General features: G+C 28.8%; 19 protein-coding genes. 2 read left to right on the top strand and 17 right to left on the bottom strand.

Going from position 1 to position 21,834, the window contains the following annotated elements; all coding sequences use genetic code 11:
* Positions 1 to 141: 141 nt before the first annotated feature.
* Entirely contained in the window at positions 142 to 381 is a 240-nt protein-coding gene (locus BLU40_RS12350; RefSeq protein WP_090123938.1) for a hypothetical protein, read from the top strand.
* A 209-nt stretch (positions 382 to 590) separates the two neighbouring features.
* On the opposite strand, the gene BLU40_RS12345 is transcribed toward BLU40_RS12350, so the two are convergent.
* From BLU40_RS12345 to BLU40_RS12325, 5 genes are all read right to left on the bottom strand, one after another.
* Positions 591 to 1,172 (bottom strand): YiiX/YebB-like N1pC/P60 family cysteine hydrolase, encoded by a 582-nt coding sequence (locus BLU40_RS12345; RefSeq protein WP_175454787.1) that lies wholly within the window; start codon positions 1,170 to 1,172, stop codon positions 591 to 593.
* Positions 1,173 to 1,200: 28 nt separating this feature from the next.
* Positions 1,201 to 1,443 carry a hypothetical protein gene (locus BLU40_RS12340; RefSeq protein WP_090123933.1) on the bottom strand — a complete coding sequence of 81 codons (243 nt, stop codon included), beginning with the start codon at positions 1,441 to 1,443 and terminating at the stop codon, positions 1,201 to 1,203.
* 78 nt (positions 1,444 to 1,521) lie between these two features.
* Positions 1,522 to 2,835 carry a hypothetical protein gene (locus BLU40_RS12335; protein WP_090123930.1) on the bottom strand — a complete coding sequence of 438 codons (1,314 nt, stop codon included), beginning with the start codon at positions 2,833 to 2,835 and terminating at the stop codon, positions 1,522 to 1,524.
* Between the two features lie 360 nt (positions 2,836 to 3,195).
* Positions 3,196 to 3,546: a DUF2493 domain-containing protein gene (locus BLU40_RS12330; RefSeq protein ID WP_090123926.1), complete on the bottom strand. Its 351-nt coding sequence runs from the start codon at positions 3,544 to 3,546 to the stop codon at positions 3,196 to 3,198.
* A 93-nt stretch (positions 3,547 to 3,639) separates the two neighbouring features.
* Positions 3,640 to 4,044, bottom strand: a complete 405-nt coding sequence (locus BLU40_RS12325; RefSeq protein WP_139170961.1) for a DUF6943 family protein — start codon at positions 4,042 to 4,044, stop codon at positions 3,640 to 3,642.
* Between the two features lie 314 nt (positions 4,045 to 4,358).
* On the opposite strand from BLU40_RS12325, the gene BLU40_RS12320 reads away from it, so the two are divergent.
* Positions 4,359 to 4,682 (top strand): helix-turn-helix domain-containing protein, encoded by a 324-nt coding sequence (locus BLU40_RS12320; protein ID WP_090123922.1) that lies wholly within the window; start codon positions 4,359 to 4,361, stop codon positions 4,680 to 4,682.
* A 1,152-nt stretch (positions 4,683 to 5,834) separates the two neighbouring features.
* Here the strand turns inward: BLU40_RS12320 and BLU40_RS12315 are convergent.
* From BLU40_RS12315 to BLU40_RS12260, 12 genes are all read right to left on the bottom strand, one after another.
* Entirely contained in the window at positions 5,835 to 6,779 is a 945-nt protein-coding gene (locus BLU40_RS12315) for a hypothetical protein (RefSeq protein ID WP_090123919.1), read from the bottom strand.
* Positions 6,780 to 6,908: 129 nt separating this feature from the next.
* On the bottom strand, positions 6,909 to 7,760 hold the full coding sequence (locus BLU40_RS12310; protein ID WP_090123916.1) for a viperin family antiviral radical SAM protein: 852 nt from the start codon (positions 7,758 to 7,760) through the stop codon (positions 6,909 to 6,911).
* A gap of 51 nt (positions 7,761 to 7,811) precedes the next feature.
* A complete protein-coding gene (locus tag BLU40_RS12305) occupies positions 7,812 to 10,064 on the bottom strand; it encodes a hypothetical protein (protein WP_090123913.1) in 2,253 nt (750 codons plus the stop codon).
* Between the two features lie 159 nt (positions 10,065 to 10,223).
* Complete coding sequence (locus tag BLU40_RS17845) at positions 10,224 to 10,889, bottom strand: PDDEXK-like family protein (protein WP_262493712.1); 666 nt, start codon at positions 10,887 to 10,889, stop codon at positions 10,224 to 10,226.
* Positions 10,890 to 11,272: 383 nt separating this feature from the next.
* Positions 11,273 to 11,983 carry a hypothetical protein gene (locus BLU40_RS12295; protein WP_090123909.1) on the bottom strand — a complete coding sequence of 237 codons (711 nt, stop codon included), beginning with the start codon at positions 11,981 to 11,983 and terminating at the stop codon, positions 11,273 to 11,275.
* A 22-nt stretch (positions 11,984 to 12,005) separates the two neighbouring features.
* The gene (locus BLU40_RS12290; RefSeq protein ID WP_090123906.1) at positions 12,006 to 12,419 is read right to left on the bottom strand and encodes a GIY-YIG nuclease family protein; all 414 of its coding nucleotides are present in this window, start codon (positions 12,417 to 12,419) and stop codon (positions 12,006 to 12,008) included.
* 1 nt (position 12,420) lies between these two features.
* Positions 12,421 to 13,080, bottom strand: coding sequence for a uracil-DNA glycosylase family protein (locus tag BLU40_RS12285; protein ID WP_090123904.1), 660 nt, complete (start codon positions 13,078 to 13,080; stop codon positions 12,421 to 12,423).
* A 72-nt stretch (positions 13,081 to 13,152) separates the two neighbouring features.
* The gene (locus tag BLU40_RS12280) at positions 13,153 to 15,324 is read right to left on the bottom strand and encodes a DUF262 domain-containing protein (RefSeq protein WP_090123902.1); all 2,172 of its coding nucleotides are present in this window, start codon (positions 15,322 to 15,324) and stop codon (positions 13,153 to 13,155) included.
* A gap of 3 nt (positions 15,325 to 15,327) precedes the next feature.
* Positions 15,328 to 17,058 carry a DUF262 domain-containing protein gene (locus BLU40_RS12275; protein WP_090123899.1) on the bottom strand — a complete coding sequence of 577 codons (1,731 nt, stop codon included), beginning with the start codon at positions 17,056 to 17,058 and terminating at the stop codon, positions 15,328 to 15,330.
* 462 nt (positions 17,059 to 17,520) lie between these two features.
* Entirely contained in the window at positions 17,521 to 17,937 is a 417-nt protein-coding gene (locus tag BLU40_RS12270) for a KTSC domain-containing protein (protein ID WP_090123897.1), read from the bottom strand.
* Between the two features lie 19 nt (positions 17,938 to 17,956).
* Entirely contained in the window at positions 17,957 to 18,631 is a 675-nt protein-coding gene (locus BLU40_RS12265; RefSeq protein ID WP_090123895.1) for a M48 family metallopeptidase, read from the bottom strand.
* Positions 18,631 to 21,834 carry a type I restriction endonuclease subunit R gene (locus tag BLU40_RS12260; RefSeq protein WP_090123893.1) on the bottom strand — a complete coding sequence of 1,068 codons (3,204 nt, stop codon included), beginning with the start codon at positions 21,832 to 21,834 and terminating at the stop codon, positions 18,631 to 18,633. The genes BLU40_RS12265 and BLU40_RS12260 overlap by 1 nt, the downstream gene beginning before the upstream one ends.

Genomic DNA, 21,834 nt, shown 5'->3' with positions numbered 1-21,834 from the left:
GGTTGTATTGCTCCGGTTACCTATTTATCTGGTATTGGAAAAGGAACTACTTCAAAACTATTATTTCAAAAAATTGTATCGCTATGCTACCAAGCATTTGAGCGAAAAGAAAAAGTAATCTTAACCATTAAATCATAACTTATGAAACTTAAAGAACGTTATAAAAAACCGACTCCTCCATTTTTTAGAAAATTAAGAAACATTGGAATTGCATTGGCCACCGCTGGTGGTGTTATAATTGCTGCTCCAATTTCATTACCTGCAGCTGTAATTACTGTTGCAACGTATATGACTGTTGCCGGAACAGTTGCTACGGCTGTAAGCCAAGCTGTTGTTTCTGATAAAAAGAAAGACAAAGATCTAGATTCTAAAATTGACTAACTCTTAAATTTAGCAATCGAATTGGAAAACAATATTCAAATAAAGTCTGGGGTTATTGGTGGGACTTTGCTATCCACTGTTTTAAATATTAGCATAAACGATGTTATTTTTACCATTGTTATGGCTGTTATTGGCGCAGTGGTTAGTTTTTTTGTTTCATATTTTTTAAAGCGATTATTTTCTAATAAATAAAAAAGCCTAGCTAATTTTTATTTAGCCAGGCTTTTTTCATATGCATTGTTATCGGTAGATTTTCTTTCTTTTATAGTTGTCAACTCCTTTAGTTTTGTGAATATTTTCGGATGAATTGGTTTTTTCAAGTCTAATTTAGATGTTATAATTCCATTACTTTTATATATGTCATAAACTAATTCAGAGCAATAAACTTGTTCTTTATTAAGATTATCAAAATCATAATCAAAGGCAATTTTTAGTGTTTTATATTTATCGATACTTTTATTAATTGACGAAACAGATTTAGCAATATTTTCACTTCTCAATATTTTATAATAATTCACATTACTTAATTCTATAAAACTTTGTAAATTATCATAACGTATTCCGTTATCTTTTGTTCCGTCAGTTGTTGAGTGTAAAACAAAAACATTATTATTTTCTTTACATATTATACCAACGTGAGTATAACTCTCAAAAGAAAAGTTTATAAGGTTTAATACTTTACTTTGAAAAGACTGACCACTTGTTACTATTATGTCTAAATGTTCAAATTTATTTATGTCAGTTTCGTTTATTATAATACGTTCTTTTTTATGAAGAAATAGAATAATCAATATCACAAATAAACAAACTGAAAATATTTTAATCAGTTTTCGGACTCGCATTTTTATCCATAAAATAACCGATTACAAAACCAATAATAGCAAAAACAACAACACCAATAATTACATTCCCTATTAAATCTTTTGCCTCTAAAATTTCATCAAAATGTTTTACATAGCCAGAAATTCCACCAATTTTTGCCCTAACCATTTCTGGTTGAAAATAATAACTTAATGGCAATCCTAAAACTCCACCAACGATAGTAAATAATACTTTTTTCATAAATATAAATATTTATTTAATTCCTACTTCTGAATTAGATTGGCTTTTCGGATTATTCCCAATGTATATTAAAATAATTTAGTTTGGTCTATAAGTAAATTTAACTTTAATCACCTTATTTTCTAATGATTTTATATAATATGTATTAGAATTCGGCAAAGTTTTAGCACCTAAATTTGGACCTGTTTCTGTTATGTTTGCATAATTTGAATTACGTGTTTTCCAGCCCATTTTATATTTATTTTCAGCATTCCATTTGCAATTTTTCAGTGGTACCGTTTTAGACCATTTATCTGGATAGTATGTATTTGTAAAAGTTATATATTTCATTTTTACGTTATTAAAATACCAACCATTATTGCCCAAATTATAAATAACTTTTATTTCGCATTCGTGAGTAGATTTTGAGTTCTCTCCATACAATTCCATTTCAATATCATATTCAATTCTATTACTATTTTTTATGGAATTTAATATTTTGAATTTTTTGAATTCAGATAGGTAATCAAAGCTCCAGCCAGGAATCTTATTTCCAATCAAATCTCCTCTAATTTTATCCTTATTTGGTTCAGGGTCTTTTATTGTTTCTATTTTACTGTTTATTTCATTATATAGTTTACTTTCTTTCACATTAGTATTTGTTGAACAATTATTCTGGTTCTGATTATATGATAATTCAAGTTTATTCCGACCTTTGTAATCGTTATTGTATTTTCTTTCAATTAATTGGTATTCTTTGTTGATATTTTCAATACAATTATATTTTTTTTTGTTTATTGGAGATGAAATATTTTGAAAGTCATTACGTGCTTCCTTTCTTTGCTTATATTTAGATTTATCAAAATTATTTGAAAAATCAGTATACGCAGAAATAATTTCTTTGTTATAAGTCTTATAACACTCACACATTTTAGAGGCCATTTCCTTGCCATCTTTGGTTGGGTGATTTTTAATGAAGATGTAATAAAACACAGAGAACAACATCACTAAAACACCTATGATTCCTATTAACTTTGGGTTAGATTTAATCCATTTTTTAATTTTATTAATATTAAGTAATAAAACTCCAAAAAATGAAACCAATACTTTGCCAATGCTTTTTCCTGTTTTTTCATAATTTACTTTTGGAACTGCTACTTGATTTGTATCTTTTGCTACTTGATTTTCACTTGTTTTATCCATAAAATAACCAATTATGAACCCAATTAACGCGAAAACAACAACACTAATTATTACATTTCCTATTAAATCTTCTGCTTCTAAAATCTCATCAAAATGTCTAACATACCCTGAAATTCCACCAATTTTTGCCCTAACCATTTCTGGTTGAAAATAGTAACTTAAAGGTAATCCTAAAATTGCTCCGATGATTGTGAATAGCGTTTTTTTCATAATTGAATAGTAACTTATGTTTTAAAATATATAATATTCCGGTTTATTAAGTTAATGAGCAATTTATAATGAAAATCCTTTATTTTTCAGTGATATTTGTATGTTTCCTATTGAAATGTTAATTTTTTTCATAATTTACCGCTAACTTGTTCTATACAAACTAACTTCACTAGTTACTAGGTTAAAGCAAAGAATAAACCAACGTTTAATCTATTTTAATAAAATCAATATGATTCCACTTGCAATTATTTGGTAATAGTACTTCTTAATTTAACTAGTTGTATATTAGATGTAACTGTTGATAAGCTTTTAAGGTCTACGTTAATCAATAAGGTGTTGTAACTTAATATATAACGATAATTAAAAAAAGTTGATTTTTAAATGTAAACCCAATTGCCCCGCTAATTCAATCATATTCTTAGTGCCTCTACTTTTCCCATTCCAAAAGACAATTAATGCGTCAGCATAATTAGCCATTTGTTCATTTCGCTTTGGACCTGCAGCTTTTCCAAATTTATTCCAATCAGCAGGAAATCTAGTTATTTTATATCCTCTCTGTTTTGCGTATAGCTCTCCTAATTTATCGGCACCTTTGTAATAAGCTCCAGATACAATTTCAATAATGTTTTGATCCTGGAGGAGGTTGTCGCATTCAGTGCATAATTTTTCGTAGTCGTTGAAGGTTCTGGTTCCTGCTATTATTAGTTTCATAGTTTTTAGTTTTAAATGGTGAGATTCCCAGTCAAGCTGAGAATGACGATTTCCACCCCCTTTGTCCCCCTTGAAAAGGGGGAGATTTATTTCTTAGGACCTCAACAAAGCAATTTTTAATTTTGAAATTGCTTTCAATTGTAATTTTAGATTTTGTTCAAAGGCTGTGATTTTTTTAAGCTTCTCAACTTTTAATTCCCATTGCTGCAGCTCGTAATTTTGTAAGGCTGTATTTATTACCGTTTTTGCATCTGAAATACAGATAAAAGGAATAACACTACCTTTTAAATAGTAGCCAAAGAATTGACCTGTTTTAAGTGATAAACATAGGTAATACAAAGACTCTCGGGTTTCTTCCGAAACTGTTGTAATTACAAAACAGTTTGGGCAAGGTTGGTCCATTGGCCTACCACTATTTAAACCTTTGTTTAAAATAAAAAAGTGCGGTTTGTTGTAGGTTCTTCCTTCCTGGTGTGTCTTGATTTCATAAGTTGACATAGTTCTCCATTTAAAATTATGCGCTTCGCGCACATAATTTTTCAGAAAACAAAAGAAAAAAGATAGCCACAGCTAGGTTGTGTGGATATGACTGTCAAGGTTTTTTGTAAAAAATATTTTAGTAGTATTTATAATAGGTTTCTAGTTTTACCCCTCCGCCTTTGGCACCTCCCCTTTAAAAGGGAGAAGTTTGTAAAATATTTTTTTCAAAACCCGTAGGGCTTGACCTTGAAAGGCTTAAAGCGGCTGGAGATGAAAACAACCGATATTTGCTATGTTTTTTATTTTTTACTTTGAACCTAAATTATACTATTATGGAAAATCCTTTTGAAATTATTATAGAAAAACTAACTGCTATTGAAACTCGAATTTCCTCAATTGAAAACAGACTGCTAATATCAAATGCTGTATTAGATTTAGAAGTTATGAGTTTAAATCAACTGTGTAATCATTACGACTTAACTAAAAGCTTTGTTTACAAGAAAACACATAATCGGGAAATACCGCATTATAAAAAAGGGAAACGATTGGTATTTAAAAAAGATGAAATTGATGCTTGGTTATTAAAAAACAAGGTTAAAACAATGGCTGATTTACAACGTGAAGCTACAAAGTATTCTATTAGTAAAATAAAGTAACTACTAAAATGATTTCAAATAATGAAGTTCGAAATATGTTTTTTAAAAGTTGATATTAGCAGGTAATCGCGAAGCATTTACGCGAGCCGCCGCGAGCTGAACGGAGGGTGTTGGGGCAAAAGTACGTTGCCATCGGCATAAGTACGTGCAACGACTACGTGGTACACGCAAAGGGTGGCGGTGTTTTTGATGCTGAGGGAAAGGCAAGGGCAATTTATGTAGTGGTATTTATTTCCTATTATTCATTTTTTACTTGTCTAAAAAACGAATCAAAAAAGGACACTTTTTAGTAGGAATTTCTACTGCGTAGAACCGTTATTAAAACTTCGCGTCACTACGTTCCTTGTTTCGAAGCTTTTAATAAACTATTCTTTCTAAAAAGGTTTTTCAATTTTGTATACTCGTAAAGTTTTAAGGGTTTTATTGTGTTCCTTTTTTGTGAGTTCTACTTTATAACAACTACTTTTTAAAACTAAAACATAACGGAATACTTTTGCTCTTGTGTGCGTTTGCAATATGTTTTAAGAGTGACTGAAAGAAGCGATTAAATTATATGCAAAATGGTTGCAATCAAAAACTGTGACACCCTTTTTTTTTTAGCCCGAAGTGAGCAGCAGGCGAGCGAAAATAGTGTAATAGCGGTTTGCCCTTAATTAAAAGACTTGCGTAGCAAAACCTATAAGGATTTTAAGGGCAAAAGATAGCTATGCGTGAGTAATGCGTGGAATGTGTGAAGTAAAATAAGTAACTAGTGCTAAATGAGGACTGTGGACGAATTAGTGCTAGTTATGGTAAGTACAAGGGAGTATTTAACCCCTCCGCCTTTGGCACCTCCCCTTACAAGGTGAGGAATTCTAATTTTACTTAATTTCTAAATACCCTTGTAATTATATTTTATGAAACAAAATGGAGCGTATTGCGAACACCTTATTACCTGCGAATTATTCTGTTTTGTTGTGCTTATTTTTATGGAAACGGATTTAAAAAAGCGCAAAGGCTAAAAGTAAGTGCTTTTTTCAAGCTCTTACTGTGCGAAATTGAAAGCTTTATGGAATGGAGTGCTAACGGAATGGAATAATGCTGGAGAGGTGAGATTTTTTTTTAGTATTGTAAATTTATTGGTTTATACGACGTTGTAGTTAGTTGAATATTTTAAGAATTCTTTATAATATTCATTTCTAGACTAAAAGCAGGATTACCAATGGTACTAATTTCAATGTTTTTCATAATGTATTTTTTCCCCTTTTTAGTAACAGGTATCTTTAAAATTACGGTGTCTTTTTCTAATTTATAAACAGTTTTTAAAACCCAAGCTAATGTTCCATATTCATTTTGTTCATATGACATTAATGATACGGGTAAATTCTCCTTTATGATTTTCCAATCATATTCAACTTCTAGTCCAACCTGTATAAATTCTTTTTTGTAAGTTAGATATAGGCATTTTTCTGAATCAAAATTTGATTGAAAAAGACTTCTTCCTGATTCGCCATTTTCATTTGTTTTGTTATATTCTTTAACTAATTCGTATAAACTAATGAGGTTTGTTTTGTCATAGGTAAATATTTTATTGTCAGGATGAGCTTCTTTTGAAAGTAAATATTCCTTGACCTTTGTTGCACTAATTTGATGCTTATTTGTAATTGTTTTTTTAAATACAACTTTTAAAATTTGAAAATCAACGTATCTAGATTTAAATCCAAAAAAATCAATTGGAATATTGTCTATATCTAATTCAGATAATTTAATTAAACTAACTTTATTTCCAGACATTGAAACTTTTTCAATAATACTTGCTGGGAAATTTTGTCTTGAAACACATATTAAATGTTGTGCCCCAATTTCATCAAGTTTCTGAATCCAGCCTCGATAATCATTTGGCTTTATTTTACTATTTCTATCTTGAACTTCAATTATAGTTATTGTTTCTCTGGGCTTTTTTCCTTTAGTAATAACTATATCACATTGTGTAGTATAACCATTTATTGAATTCAAAATTGGCATTTGAACATCTTGTTCAATCTTAGCATCAGGATCAATAGACCTTTCAATGAGCTCTACTAAATGCTCAAAATATTTTCCATCTTTTTTATTCATAAAATTAACTACAATCTTATTAATTCAACTATAAAGATAATTTAGTTATTTATAACTTTTTGTTTGATAAATTTAATGTTATTAAATTTATCAAACAATTGAACTCTCTTATCATTAAACAAAAATAAATTACTCCCAATCATATAATCCTTCTCTATTTATAAATTTTTTGAAGCAATAGTTTATTTCTGATAAAGCTCTTTCCACACCTACTGAATTTATTTTTGAACTGTACTTATGAATACCTTTTGAATTTTCAAAAAATCTTCCAATTGGATCTACCATTATATATGAACCTTTCATATCATAATTACTTTCTTTTATATAACTTGAGCTTTTATGCCTTTTTAAATAATTATTGAACTCAAATTGATTCACCATAAAATCATCTTTGTATTTATCATTCTGAACCTCTATAGGTAATGCTTGAAATATTTTCCACCTTTCTGGTTTTACCCAATTTATAAATTCATTAAAATCTTCATTTTTATTAAAATTAGAAACGACTGTATTTATTTTCAATTTAAAACCAATCTCTTTTATTAATTGAATTAATTCAATATATATTTCTTCAGTAAAACTGTTATTTTTATTAAATCTACCAGATCTAATATTCGTTTCTATATTAATACTATCAATACTTATTGCTATCCAATCCAAATAATCTTTATTTTCATTCAACCAATCATAATTTAGCATACTTCCGTTAGTTACAATAGAAGTAGTCATACCTGCATTTTTTGCTATTTTTAATAGTTTAGGTAAATATTTACATAAAGTTGGCTCACCTCCTGAAAAAGTTATTTTTTCAAAACCAAATCCTGCCAGGTTTTGAACAGTTCGTTTTGCTTCTTCATATTCTAAATTATTCTTTTTAACGTCATTAAATGTCCCAAAACAAAATTTACATTTATAATTACATGCTTTCCAAAGGTGAAAATTCACAGCAGGGATTATACCTTTTTCTACTAAATTCCTCATTTTCTTGTGTTTTAATGTTAGCTAATAGCTTACACAAGAGTTGAGTTATTTCTAAACTAGGTATTTATGATCTTCATTAAATTTTGTTAATTCAATGTTTCCAGTCTTAAATGTTTTGTTTAAATCTTGATGTTTCCACACTTTATTATCTTTTATAGCTGTTAAGATATCATTAGGCATGCAGTTATTCTTGTCTTTCCATAAATTGCAATCTTTTTCATTAATACCGCAAGAATTCTTAGTGTAATTAGGATTTGATTTATTTAACATATTAAGTATCCAATCAATAGGAATTTTCATTTCACTATCAAAAAGAGCTTTACCAATTTTTGGAACAAGCATATTGTAAAGGTCATTTTTAAGTATTATTAATAATTCAAAAAGACTAATTTTTAGGTGTTCGTTATTAAAAATCAAATTATCAGATTGATAAATATTAGAAATGATAAGTGTGACAATTTTTAAATCCTCCTTTTTACAATTAACATTAAGTTCTTCAATTGCTTTTATTTCTTCAAAATTACTTCGAATATAATCTTTAGCTTTATGCAGTTGATCTGATGCCTTTGAATTAAACTTCAATGTTTCATATTTTGAAGTTTTCATTATATCTTCTTCAACATATGTTGATTTTAACTCAAATAAAAATAATGTGTTTTCTTTAAATGCTAAAACATCAATTTCCCCCTTTAAATTTTTATGTTCATAACAATAACTAGCAATTGAATCAAAATTTACTTCCCTGAATAAATCAGCTATAAATTTTTCTGTATTTGCAGGTTGCAATATTAAATTTCTATTATTATCAGTAACTATTTTTTTATGCAAAAGTACTTCCCATCTACAGTCTCTTAAGAAACTTGAAAGCCAAATATATTGTTTTCCAATTTTAATCATTGGACGTGTAGTAAAATCAATATTAAACCTCCTACTAGAACTTAAGTCTGTTGTAAGGAAATTAAGTATAATAATAATTTCTTCCTCTGTCCAATTGAAATACTCTTTACATTTACTAATTAATTCTGTTTCTTCATAGCTAACAATATAATCTGAATCAAATAATCTCTTAAAATTTTCTGGTATTACACGCTTTAAAGAGCCTTTAAAGGAACCGTCATTATCATATATAATCAATCGACCTTGTGGTATCATGAAATTTGAAAAGGTATTTAATAAGAGTAAAACTTTTTCTATATCAATTTTAGAATTACTATGCTTATCATCTATTATTAGAGGAATTTTCAAAAACTTAAAATATTCTATTGAAGAAGCAATGGAAAGCTTAAATTGTTTCACCCATAAATTAGGTGATTTTTTTATCTCTTTTAATTCATCTGTATTTTCAATTATTCTATTATTAAAATAAACTTCATCATACGTACCTTTTTCCAATGTTTTTCTATACAAATCAAATTTTGAATTCGCAGATAACTCTGAATCTAAACCATCAATATATTCAAAATTAGCAAGCCCTGTAAAATAATTTTTAATTTTATATTCACTACTAGCCTTTGCTAATAAAAAATCAACAACACTTCTAAATTTTGCCTTCTGTTCATTTATTTTTTCTCTAGGGATTAAAAATGAATTTTGATGAGATTCTGCAGGACGAATTTCTGGCATCTGTTCTTTTGCGTTACAACTAAATTCTTTTGAATTATATTTATTAGCTATATCGAGCTTACTATCTATAACAAATTCTTTTTTTAAATTTAGAATTGTATTTAATATTGAAATTAATTGAGCTTCATAACTAAGAATTAGACTCCTATTATCTTTTGTTTTTTCTGAATAGCGTTTAAATTGTTCATAATAAGAAATCATTTGGATACAAATATCCTCGTAATCCATACTTTCAATAATCACAATATATTTGGCTAATTCTGAATTCCAATATTGACGATAATCTTTTATATATTTTAATTCACCATAAAACTGTTTTAGCTTAAAATCTCTTTTAAAAACAGTAAAACTATTCCAATGATTGCATTGGGCAAAAGATTCTGTGAGTTTTATAACCTTTATTAGTGTGGATTTTTTATTTGAATTTATTAGAAGACTTAAAAATTGCTCATTTACATTTTCTTCTTTTGAAAAATAGCCAAACAAGAAATCATCTAAAAATGGTTCTTTTATTAAATCATTAAACCATTTTACAGGTAAATTAGATTGCCAAAACAATTCAGAATTTTTGTTACTTCTTGAATATAAATAACAACTTGATCTTTTTATGAAAGATATTACTTCAGAAAAACTACTATTTTCTAAATTTAATAAGCTTGATTTTAATTTATTTTTATTCATTTCTTAAATTTTAAATATTACCAATAAGGTTAATTTAATTAATGAATAGTGCAAATATAGCAATATTTTCATATTAGATAGTTTTATATAATATTATTTAAAGATTCTTAATTATCATTAAACATGTTTAATTTCAGCTTTGATTAAATGTTTTATTATCTACCTCCAATTTTTTAATGATAAAACATTCCTTTTAATTTTCTCTAAATCAGTATCCAAATCAAAATATGATATAATTTTTTTCTCTGTTTTATGACTCCATTTTTCAATTTGAAACTTTTTGTTTTCTATTCTTATTTTAAAAGTGTCTTTATTTTTTTCTATTTGAATAAAACCTCCTTTATTATTTGTATAATATTCAGCTTTTATTCCCCCAATTGAAAAGCATTTATTCAGTCTCTTAAGTAATACACCTCTTTTATATCTAACCTCTCTATTCTGTATGGTTTGAATAAAATCAATATAGTATTTAAAACTATCATTATCTTCAAAATTCGGAGGTAATTCGTCTTTAACATTTTTTATAAAATGGCTAAGGATTACTTGCTTAAATGCTTTATTTTTCTCCAAATAAGTTTTAACATCTGGAACCTCTGCTTCTTTTTTTGAAGGTGTTAATACAATATAAAAAATTTGTTTCTGAGAATCTTTATAAGTTTCAACAATATGCTTTTTATATACTTCTAAAGGATTGTTTAATTTATGATTGATCTTAAATTCAATACATATGATAAATTTAGCAGTATCAATTAGAATATCAATTCTTTTATTTTCATCAGTATCTTTACTCGTTTTAACTTCTGTTTTGACTTTTACGTTAGCTATTGAATTTAAAATTCGTTTTTATTCTTCAGAGGTATTTTCTTGTGAAACCAATGAATCCTTCGAAGAAGGATATTTTTTCACATCTAATTCATAAAATTTAGTTTTTAATAATGCTTTAATGAATACATCTCCTAAACCATGAGATTCCTTATCCCTAAAAAAGAATGCCAATTAATTAGCTATAGGAACTTCTTTATCGTGTATCTCTAGTATTTCTAAATATGTTTTCTTTGGCTCAGGCAATTTCTTCATACTTTTTATTAATTCCATTCTAAGTTTATTTTTAAGTTAATTCCATCACTACTTACTTTGCCAGTCTATCCGCAGTAAATAGCCCTTTATTTCATTCTGTAAATTCAAACCATCTATATTTCAATTAGCCTTTATTGCTTGCTATCTTTTTTAAGTATCGCCTTGACTTGCCATTTTAATCGTTCCAAAGATCCAATATCTAAAGCTCTTTGACCAGAAAGCATACCGCTAAATAATATTGGAACTTTGTTTCCGCCAATATTAATTTCATAAGTCCCAATTTTAGAGTTAAAATCCTTATTAAAGTCAAGATTAAAACCTTTCCAAATTTTGTCAAACTTATGATGTTTACTTTTCTTTTTTCCAAAAAATTCTGAAGCTAAAGAATTAGCTACAATTATTATTAACGGTTCAGATTTTTCAATAATTTCAAATGTTATATCTAGTTGATCTTGTAGAAACTCAATAGATTTATATGACAATTTTTCTATTATTTTCTGGTTAGTTTCTCTTAAAAAAAACAAATCTAAGTGTGTCCACTTGGAATTATCACAATACCCAGCTACATCTTTAAATTTCTCAAAATAAGTAATGTCTTTTTCATTATTTTCAAATACATCATAAAATTCAATTTGTTGATTTTTCTCTTCTATACTACTTTTTTGTGTAAAAGAAGGGTTAATCCCTATAAACAAGATTGATTTTTTCAAAATATATTTTGGTAAAATTGGAGATTTTCTATATTCAAAACCTCCTTCATTTAACTCAGGAATATTCTTATGTTTTTCCCAAATGCTAAGTACTTTTTCCTTATAATTTTCTTCTAAATTAATTTTATTCAACTTTTACTTTTTTAAAATATGTTTATTTCCCTTTTTTATTATCTACAGGTTGCGCATAGTAAATTAAAAACTCTTCTAAAGCTAAACGCTCAAACCAAGTTTTAGAATTAATAGCTATTGTACATACATATTTAGGCATTACACTCCACTTATGCATAATTTTACAAGAGTTGTCTTTAGAATATTGAAAATAGTTACTAAGCCTTTTACCTATATTCTTAGATTCTCCGATATAAATTACATTTTCATCTTTATCCATTATTAGGTATACACCATATTTTCCATTATTTGGCCATTCACTTGGCCACCCATTACTACCTATGCTTTCCGGAAACAAATCATACACTCCACTAATTTCAAATTTTTCAAGGCTTTCTGCTCTATATTTTTCAGAATATTCACCTACTTTCTCTATAACGTCTTTTAGTTTTTTCATTTTAACGCAAATACTTTTTTACTAAAGGTGATGGGTCTGAATCTGGGTTGGTCCAATCAGCACGACTAGGATGTGTAGCTGAAATTACAATTTGTCCTTTTTTATTTTTAAACACTCTAGTTTTCCAATTTCTTCTATTGGTTTCAATAAACTCATCAATTTTTTCACTAGCACCTAATTTTTTTCTAACAATATCTCCAGCCGATTGACCAAAACATAAAACTACTTTCACGTTTAACTCATCAATTATTTTTTGATGAAAAGGCCAACACAATTCAGCATATGTATTTAGAAATTTTGAAATATTTTTTTCCCGAGGAGAACGAACAAAACAAACATTGCTCGCAGGCACCTCATAGGGTGATACATTTAATTGATTTAATAAATGAAGTACTCTTGGTTGCAGACCTGTGTTTCCAGGCTTAGTTCCTTTCCAAATTTCATCTTTATATTCGGACCAATTAGCATTGTCTATTTCTAATACTTTTTTTGTGTGCCAAGCAACCGTTTCATTTTCTTGTAAAATCTCAGAACCTCCTGGATTAATTCCTAATATGTATAAATCTTTATTTCCTTTAAAAGCATTCTTTCCTGAGTAAAAAACAGAACCCGATTTATCTTTTAGTTCTTGTGGTATTAACTCAGTAAATTCTTCTAACATTTATTTTAAAGCTTATTATTAGGGTTGTAAAGCAACTATTAAATTATAATAGGCAGATTAATTACATCTCCTTTAATATTCTAGTTTGATAATATTCTTTAACAATTCAATTCTGTCTAGTTTATCTACCTCTTCTTCTTGAGGAATTTCAATTTTTCTAGTTTCATTATTTTCAAAATCGTAAAAATAGAACCCATCATTCATACATTTTATATATTCATTTTTAAAAACAAGTGGCGCACCATACTCTTCTAATGAAACAGCACCTTTTAAATCCTCGTCAATACTTAATGCGTATAAAAATGGATCCCAATGCCTTCCGTTTAGAGACAATGCTGTATTCATCATAAATATTTCATATTGGTTTTCTTTTATTCTTTCACCGTCTTGTCTCCACCAAAAAACTCCACTATTACCAGATCGCATTGCAGGATATTTTAAGAAATAATATCTCCAATCTTTTTCAACTTCTTCATTACTTAAAAAAGAGGTTACTACATTTTCTAAATAAGTATTAAAGTTTCCTTTAATAGCATCCAGTAATTCTAATACTACTTTTTGAGTTCGCTCAAAGAACCACTTCTTTTGAGATACTTTAAATAATTCTTCCCAAGAAGAATCTGTTTTATTACCAAACAAACATCTCCATGTAATATTTTGAGAATAATCTCCTAAAGCTAATAAGGCATTACTTATTTTTAAATATTCAATCTCATTATTAAATAAACCAATAAAATTTTGAGCTCGGTTTTTAAATAAATTAACGTCTTCCAAACCAATAATAGCAATATTACCTTGTAATAAATTATGATCTTCTAATTGATTTAAATCTTCTACTAATTCAATATTATTCTTTCTCCACTCAATTTTGTTAATTTCTTCGTTTTTTTGAACCCCACTAAAACCTCCACTTTTTGTTTGAACTTCACCATTTACTATAATATTAAACGTATCACTTAATAGTGCGTCCATTCTAGTTTCACGTATTTCATCAGGAGAATTTAACACTAAGTTTCTAACTATTCGAATCCTTTCTGTAAACTCACTTTCTGAAATTTCATCTTTGTTCAATAAATATTGAAGAACTGCATACAGTAGTATTGTATTGTTTAATGTAAAAGCTCTTCTTTTCCCAGAGGTTTTACCATAGTTGTTACAACACAACAAAAACAAATCTGTTGTATCAGAATAGTTTCTCACCTTATTTTCTTCATAATCTACCCCAGAAAAAATAGTATTAAAAAACTCTTCTATGTTTGCCATTTCCGACCAACAATCAAATGATCTAAACAAGATTTTTAAATTTGTTTTCGCATTTTCATTTTCTACACCATATACTTTATTTGCTAAATCAAAATCGTTTTCAACCATGTCTATTTTTTGTGTGTAGCATATAATTTCTGTTACAAAACGATAATACCTCATAAACTCATCATCAATTAGATCATCATCTCCTCTGTATTTCCAGAGCATATCAACCCAATTGATATCAACCTTTTTAATAAACTCATCATACAAATCAATTGATACCTCTTTTATCACTTTTTCAAAATCAGCTTTAAAGTGCTCAAAAGGAGTCAATGGTTTCCCTCGTGAGTTCATTTTCACATATAAACTATCTGATAAACCCATATCTTCCAGAGCAAGGAAATAAAAACTTACAGGTTTAATTTCTTTATGCGTTAGTTTTTGCCAAAGATTTGATTCCTTTTTGAATTTTGAATGAATTTCATCTAACATCACTAACATCCCTGAAATTGTTGGGTCTTGTTCCCAAGAATACATAAACCAGTTTTGATCTATAATCCAAGCTGACAAACTTTCACAAGAATAATCAGGTTCACAATTCACCAAACTATCACAAAAGTGTTGCGAACTAAACCTTGTTTTATATGTAAAATTCTTTAAGAATTCTTGTTCCTCTGTTGCTACATTTTCATTTTTAGCGATGTACCAGTGCACTAAAAACAATGTAGTTAACCTTTGTTGACCATCTAAAGGAATTAATTTTTCATCCTCTATATTTCCATATACAAAATCTAATTTTATAGCGTCTTTCTCTGTACCTGTTAAAGCAATATGAATTGCATTTATAAATCCGTTTCTAATTCGACTAACTGCTTTTGATGTTCTTCCTTGTGCATAATCTCGCTGAATAATAGGAACTTCAATTTTGCTTATTACTTTTTCTTCGTTTAATTCTTTATCAAAAATATTACTAAAAGTTGTTGGTATTGAGTTCATAGCTTATTCAATTATTGCATTTGGTTTTAAATACTTTGTAATTACTCCTTCTTCACCTATCATTGCATTTATATATGCTTTTCGATCTTCTTCTCCCCAAAAATGAAGTTGGTGGTCTAAAGAATTGGTGTAATATTTAAGAAACACTCTACGTGTACAAATTGGAATGTACTCTCCATTTTTGTCCATTTCTAAAATTCTGTTTCTTTTTACATCAAACGTAGCATTGTTTAATGCTGCATTGTTAGCAACACTTAACAAGGCCATATTAGACATAGAGTCTACATAACTTCTATCTGAATTATCAGAAAGCAATTCAAAAACTTCGACAAATAAACCATCAAAAATTTCTTTTGTAAGTGCGTTATAATTTTCATCTATTTTTAAAACCAACTCGTTAACTTTCTGCTGTATTTCTTCTGAAAATTGTACACTATTTAAAGACTTTTTATGCAAGGTTAACCATTCCTGCTGATCTTCTTTTTTATTTAAACCTTCAGATTGTTGTGCGTGAATATGCTCTAAACTCCAATTGTTACTTTTATAATTTTCAAATGAGTACATCTCCGTTGAATTTTGAAGTAAACGCACCGTTTCTACATTAAATAACAAGAGGATTTTATCTATTTTATAATAATCATTCTTGTTATCATAACTTAACTCAAAAACCTGATCAACTGATAAATCAAGCTCTTCTTTTATTTGACTATCTAAACTTTCTTTAAACTGTGTTTTTGTCAATTCTTTAGATTCTTGAATAATAGTCTGCAGGCTTTTACCTATTGCCACTAAATAACCAACCTTATGATATAGTTCTCTTTTTTGATACCATTCTTTTAAAACTAAATAATACTTTAAAATATCTTTCCAAACACCTAAAGCAGAATGTTCTTTAATTTCATTTGAGAAATGATAAAATGTATGAAATTTATCCCGAGAATCACTTTTCTTTTCCGACATTAAATCGAATAACAACTCTATTCTAGTTGGATACTCATTAGCAGATTTGTTGGTTAAAAATGCCCAAAAATCGTTGTTACGCAATTCATTTTCTATGGTATCCCAACTGGTTGCAATTTCTAATTGTTTTTCGTGGTTAATTCCGTCACCAGATTTAGATAGAAACTGAGCCTTTACCAATTCTGCATTGGTTAATGGTATTTTACCAATATTTAAACGTGTAAATAAATTAGTTGCATTTTCGTTTGTATTTACTTCGTACCAAATAACCTTTACGTTTTCATCAAAAAATATTGAGAATTTTGAAGCCTTACGAGTAACTGTTCCTGTTCTATCATCTTTAAACCATTCTTCTATAGCTTTATATGCGTTACTTATATAAAAGAAATCTATATTATCCTCTGCCAATCCTTCATTTAAATTTTTTAAAAACTCTTCACTTTTAGGTCTGGTTTCATAGCTTAATGAAAAATTAATCTCTAAATGAGGTAAAATTTGTTTCATATATTTATAAATAAGAAACAAGGTAGTTGATCTCTGTTGCCCATCTATTAGCTCAAACTTTTCTTCTGCTAATTTTTTAACTACGATGGGTTGTAAACAATAGTTTTTCTCCTTGTTTTCCCAAATATCATTTAATAACATTTCTACGTGTTCTGGTTCCCAACGATACCCACGTTGGTAGGCTGGTATAAAAAAATCGCCTTTAATATTAGAAACCAATTTTGGTTCTAACAATGCATTTTCTGTTATTTGTATCTCTTTTTCTAGCATATTTAGTTTTTCTATTTTTTTTAATCTGGATTACTCCTACTTATTCCTTTTAGATTTTTTTAATAATTTTCTATATTTATTTTCTTAATTCATTTTTAGATTTTCGCCATAGCAAATCAAAAATAAACTCTTGATACCTATTTCTGAAATTATCGTCATCCGCGTATTTCTTATAAATACTGGTATCTCTAAACATCATGTTTTGCATTATCCCTTTTACGAGAATATTTGACTCTTCTCTGGATTAGATTTATGTGTTAAATCTTTATTGTGAGCTACCCAATTTCTAATGTTTTGAATTGTTGTTATACTTTTTCTGAATTCTTTAAAAATATACTTTTTTGTCACTACATTCAACTACCACTATAGATTTTAGATATCAAACCCTTCTTTAGGAATTTAACATCTCAACATAAAAAACAGAAACCCATTAAAAAAACAAGAAATTAAACTCCGGTGCACTTAAAGACTATACCTCCCTCGTATGTAAATATTATAAAATTCACCTTTAGAAGATGCTTCTTTTAAACCTTTCCACACCTTATAAGGCACATTTTTGAATATATATTGATTGCCTTGAAAGTTAAGAACTAAATATGTTGAGGCACCTCCAAGTCCTGTTTTATTTGAGTAATAACTACCTTCTTCTATGAAAGAACTATATTCTTCTTCAAAATAATCAGTATAACCCCAAGATGACATATTTATATCACTTACTGCTCGATTAAATTTTTCTATTTTTAACTTCTCTTTCTCGTAAGGATCATCTCTCCAATCATATGCTGAAGAACCATCTATTCCTTGTATTTGAGCTTTAACACTATTAGAAAATAAAACTATTATTATTAATAATATATTTAAGTAATATACTTTTTTCATATCTTTTTCATTTTTAAGTTTAAAAATCTACTTCTAGTTGGTGGCCGTTTATTTTGAGCCAGTTTTTTGCTTTTTCGTAATCTGGGACTTGAATTGAAACAATATTCCAGAACTCCGGTGTGTGGTTGTGCTCTATAAAATGTACTAATTCGTGTACTACTAAATATTCCAACACATACATAGGAGCCTTGATGATGCGCCAATTGAATATAATATTGTTTTTTGGGGTACAGGATGCCCAGCGGTATTTCATTTCTGAAACTTTACATTCGTTGTACTTAACTCCTAAATTTTGACTGTACTTTTTTGCTAAAGGCTTAATTTTTTCTTCTGATTTTTCTATGTGCCATTTTTTGAATAATTCGTTGGCATTTTTTTGATTGGACTTTGAAATTTCAAATCTTCTATTGAACCTTACACCTTCAAAATCTTCTTCAAGTACCAATAATTGATAATTTCGACCTAAGTACATTAAAGTTTCTCCAGACACAAATTCTTTAGGAGAATAGACCAGTGGATACTTTTGTGCGTGGTTTATCTTTTCCTTTAACCATTGCTTTTTGGATAGAATTATTGCTTTTATCTTTTCTTCAGATAAACCTTTTGGAGCTCTCACAATGATAGTTCTATCACGTTCAACTGTGATATTTAGTGTACTGCGATTGCTATATTTTATTTGATATTCAAACTCCATTAATCTGCTATAATTCTATAGTGATGTGTTTTTGAAGCTTCCATTACCCTACTAGCCAGTTCTTTTCTTTTAATGATTATACCCGGTATTTTACTGAATTCCACTGACATAAATAACTTTATAATTTCAGCGTGTAATTTTTTTTGTGCTGGTGGGCTTTCCCAAAAACCTGTTAACTTTAATTCGGTACTTACCAGTTGAAATATGTGTTGGGTTAAATTTACGTTAATAGCTATTTCATCTTCTGAAAGTTTTCTGTTGTCAAACAAATCAGCTTTAAAAATTCTGAAAAAAGGCATTTGTTTTTTACGGTCTAATCCATAAGTTTCTTCCTTTTCTCTGTTTTTTATTTTTTGACGTAGCTTCTCTAATTCTTCATAAATTTTCTTCCAATTACCTTTGAAGTTTTTTAGTATTTCTTCTAAGGCTTCGGAGAAAGAGGCAAATAGTTCTGGATCATCGTCAATATTGATATCAATGAAATGACGTACTGCGTGTTCTACTGCAGCAGCTTTTGTTTTTTCTCTTGTTTTTGTTTTTACATTTTTTTGAAAATCATCGGCCATAATTGAAATAGGAGCAACTATTTCTTCTATTCCCTGTGATTTTAAGAACTCATCAGCGATTCCTCTTAGCTTTGGAGGTATTCCCTTCATACTAAATTTATCATCTCTAAAATGTGCATTTATAAGGGTGTTTATTTGAGTGAATGATTTCCAATCTTTTAAATAATCCAGTGCTTCTTTTCTAGGAAGTACATTGTTAAAAGCAGAGGTTAATAATTTATAAAGGTTTATATATTCAAAACGGATGTCCTCATCATAAAACAGGTCATAAAAAGCATCAATATCTTCTAAATCTGTTAAACCGTATTTTTTCAAAAAGTCCCATACTTTTCTATGAGTATCTTTTAATTCATTTAATTCTTGTTCATCCGTAGAAATACAAGAAATAATATCTTCGGCTTCTTTTTTAGAATAGTTATCTAAAGCTCTTTTTAAGTGGTGTCCAACTCCAACATAATCAACTACAAACCCTTTTTCTTTACCTTCAGGACCAATACGGTTAACACGCGCAATGGCTTGTAATAAATTGTGTTCTACAATTACTTTGTCTAAGTACATTACCTGCTCAATTGGTGCGTCAAAACCTGTAAGTAGCATATTGTTTACTATGATAATCCCTACATTTCCATTTAAGGAAGTATCTTCTTCATCTGTCTTTCCAAACGGTAATTTAAAACGTTTGATACTATTTTTATGGTAGGTTTTATTAGAATATGCTTTTAAATGTGGTAAACTGTTGTGAGTACCTGAAATTACCACAGCAGTTTCCAACGTTTTTAGTACTTCAATGTCTATTCCCATTGGGTTGTTCAAAGTAAGTTCTGCAATTTTTTCTTTTAAAGCTTCATCAATAGCAGCTTTATAGCGAACTGCTCCTTCACGAGAAACGGATACAATTTGTGCTTTGAATTTATTAGAGAAAATATGTTCTACATAATGTGAAACCATACTTTTAGCTTTCTCTAATATGGTTGGTATTGCTTCTAAATAAGCATCGCGTGTACCATACCCCAGTATTTTTAATCGCTCGGTTAAATTGTATTCGCTGAACACATCTTCAAAACGCTTGTCCATTCCATCTTTGTCCTCAATTTCAGCGTTGTTGGTGAAGCCTTGGTATACAATTTCTAATGTAACACCATCATCAATAGCTTCACGCATTGTGTATTTATCAATGTAATCTTTGTATTTTTTCTCTGTTTTGTCTGTTGGTGTTCCTGTAAAACCTATAGAGGTTGCATTTGGCATTGCACGGTCTAAATTGGCTGCTAAAACAGAATATTGAGAACGATGTGCTTCATCGGTCATTATTAATACATTAGGACTCTTATTTAATTCAGGAAATATGTCTATGCCAGATAATTCTCCATTTTCTTGGAATTTATGAATCATTGCCATTACCAAATCTGAATTGTCATTGGCTAATAATTCTTTTAAACTATCTCCATCGGGATTTGATTTTGGATTGATATATTTTGCCATTTTAATGGTAAACCCAATACCTTGTCCTGTTTCAGCTAATTGCTCTTCTAATTGCGTTCTGTCGGTTACAAAAATGACTTTCCAAGGCATTAGTTCTGGATGTAATTTCATTTCACGAACCATAAACATCATAGTTAATGATTTTCCAGAACCTTGTGTGTGCCAAATTATACCACCACGTTCTAAAGGATTCTTTCCTTCCATCATTCGGTTGGTGGCTAATTTTACAGCTCTAAATTGTTGGTAGCGCCCAACAATTTTTATTTTCTTCCCTTTATCATCAATTGAAAAAATGGTAAAAGTTCTAATAATGTCTAATAAATTACGAATGCTTAACATACCCGCAACAATTCGATGTTGATCGCTTGGTGAAGATGCTCCGTGTTCTAGATCATTTAAAGTATATGGGTATGGATCTGTCCAACGATAAAAATATTTAGGTGTATGCGTGGTAATGGTTCCAAATTTTGCTTCAATACGCGATGTAGTAAGGATGAATTGATTGTAATAAAATAATTCCTGATTTCCTTCTCCACGCTCACCACGTTGTTCTGAATATCGCATTAGTTGGTCTATGGCCTCAGGGATAGGCTCTTTTACCAATGGAGATTTGGCTTCAATAACTACAATTGGCAAACCATTTAAAAACAGTGTTACATCTGGAATGATGTGATGATCTGTCCCTGGTATTTTTACTTTGAATTGTGAAATTGCTGTAAAAATATTGTTTTCAGGGTTTTCAAAATCTATAAAGCGAACCGTAGGGCTTGGTTCTCCGGTTTCTTTGTTGCTATCTACAGTGGTGTTGTTCAATAATAAATTAAGTACGTGTTGGTTGTTTTCTAATAAACTATTTTTAGAAAAAGTAGTTATTTTACGAACTACTTCATCCATTTGACCATCTGTAAGAAAAGGATTTATTTTTTTTAAGGATGCTCTTAATTTTGGTTGTAATATCACTTCTGAAAATGAAGTACGAAAACTTTGCTCAGGTACTTGTTGCATTTGTAATACAATTACCTCATTGCCGTTTTTATCCCAACCTAAACCTTTTAGTTGTTCCATTAAAGGGGTTTCAACTGTTTTTAGTTCGTTTATTTTAAATTTCTCACCTAAACTGCCTCGGTGTTTGGAATCGTTACTTAATATTGCCAT

Source organism: Lutibacter oricola, assembly GCF_900106565.1.
Classification (GTDB): Bacteria; Bacteroidota; Bacteroidia; order Flavobacteriales; family Flavobacteriaceae; genus Lutibacter; species Lutibacter oricola.
The sequence above is the reverse complement of the archived record's forward strand: the minus strand, read 5'-3'. Positions and strand labels throughout refer to the sequence as shown.

What these genes read in the sequence shown, in the direction of transcription:
- BLU40_RS12285 (WP_090123904.1), bottom strand. Translation starts at nt 13,080, where the DNA reads ATGTTAGAAGAATTTACTGAGTTAATACCACAAGAACTAAAAGATAAA.
- BLU40_RS12340 (WP_090123933.1), bottom strand. Translation starts at nt 1,443, where the DNA reads ATGAAAAAAGTATTATTTACTATCGTTGGTGGAGTTTTAGGATTGCCA.
- BLU40_RS12275 (WP_090123899.1), bottom strand. Translation starts at nt 17,058, where the DNA reads ATGCTAGAAAAAGAGATACAAATAACAGAAAATGCATTGTTAGAACCA.
- BLU40_RS12325 (WP_139170961.1), bottom strand. Translation starts at nt 4,044, where the DNA reads ATGTCAACTTATGAAATCAAGACACACCAGGAAGGAAGAACCTACAAC.
- BLU40_RS12320 (WP_090123922.1), top strand. Translation starts at nt 4,359, where the DNA reads ATGGAAAATCCTTTTGAAATTATTATAGAAAAACTAACTGCTATTGAA.
- BLU40_RS12260 (WP_090123893.1), bottom strand. Translation starts at nt 21,834, where the DNA reads ATGGCAATATTAAGTAACGATTCCAAACACCGAGGCAGTTTAGGTGAG.
- BLU40_RS12265 (WP_090123895.1), bottom strand. Translation starts at nt 18,631, where the DNA reads ATGGAGTTTGAATATCAAATAAAATATAGCAATCGCAGTACACTAAAT.
- BLU40_RS12270 (WP_090123897.1), bottom strand. Translation starts at nt 17,937, where the DNA reads ATGAAAAAAGTATATTACTTAAATATATTATTAATAATAATAGTTTTA.
- BLU40_RS12280 (WP_090123902.1), bottom strand. Translation starts at nt 15,324, where the DNA reads ATGAACTCAATACCAACAACTTTTAGTAATATTTTTGATAAAGAATTA.
- BLU40_RS12290 (WP_090123906.1), bottom strand. Translation starts at nt 12,419, where the DNA reads ATGAAAAAACTAAAAGACGTTATAGAGAAAGTAGGTGAATATTCTGAA.
- BLU40_RS12305 (WP_090123913.1), bottom strand. Translation starts at nt 10,064, where the DNA reads ATGAATAAAAATAAATTAAAATCAAGCTTATTAAATTTAGAAAATAGT.
- BLU40_RS12315 (WP_090123919.1), bottom strand. Translation starts at nt 6,779, where the DNA reads ATGAATAAAAAAGATGGAAAATATTTTGAGCATTTAGTAGAGCTCATT.
- BLU40_RS12330 (WP_090123926.1), bottom strand. Translation starts at nt 3,546, where the DNA reads ATGAAACTAATAATAGCAGGAACCAGAACCTTCAACGACTACGAAAAA.
- BLU40_RS12310 (WP_090123916.1), bottom strand. Translation starts at nt 7,760, where the DNA reads ATGAGGAATTTAGTAGAAAAAGGTATAATCCCTGCTGTGAATTTTCAC.
- BLU40_RS12335 (WP_090123930.1), bottom strand. Translation starts at nt 2,835, where the DNA reads ATGAAAAAAACGCTATTCACAATCATCGGAGCAATTTTAGGATTACCT.
- BLU40_RS12350 (WP_090123938.1), top strand. Translation starts at nt 142, where the DNA reads ATGAAACTTAAAGAACGTTATAAAAAACCGACTCCTCCATTTTTTAGA.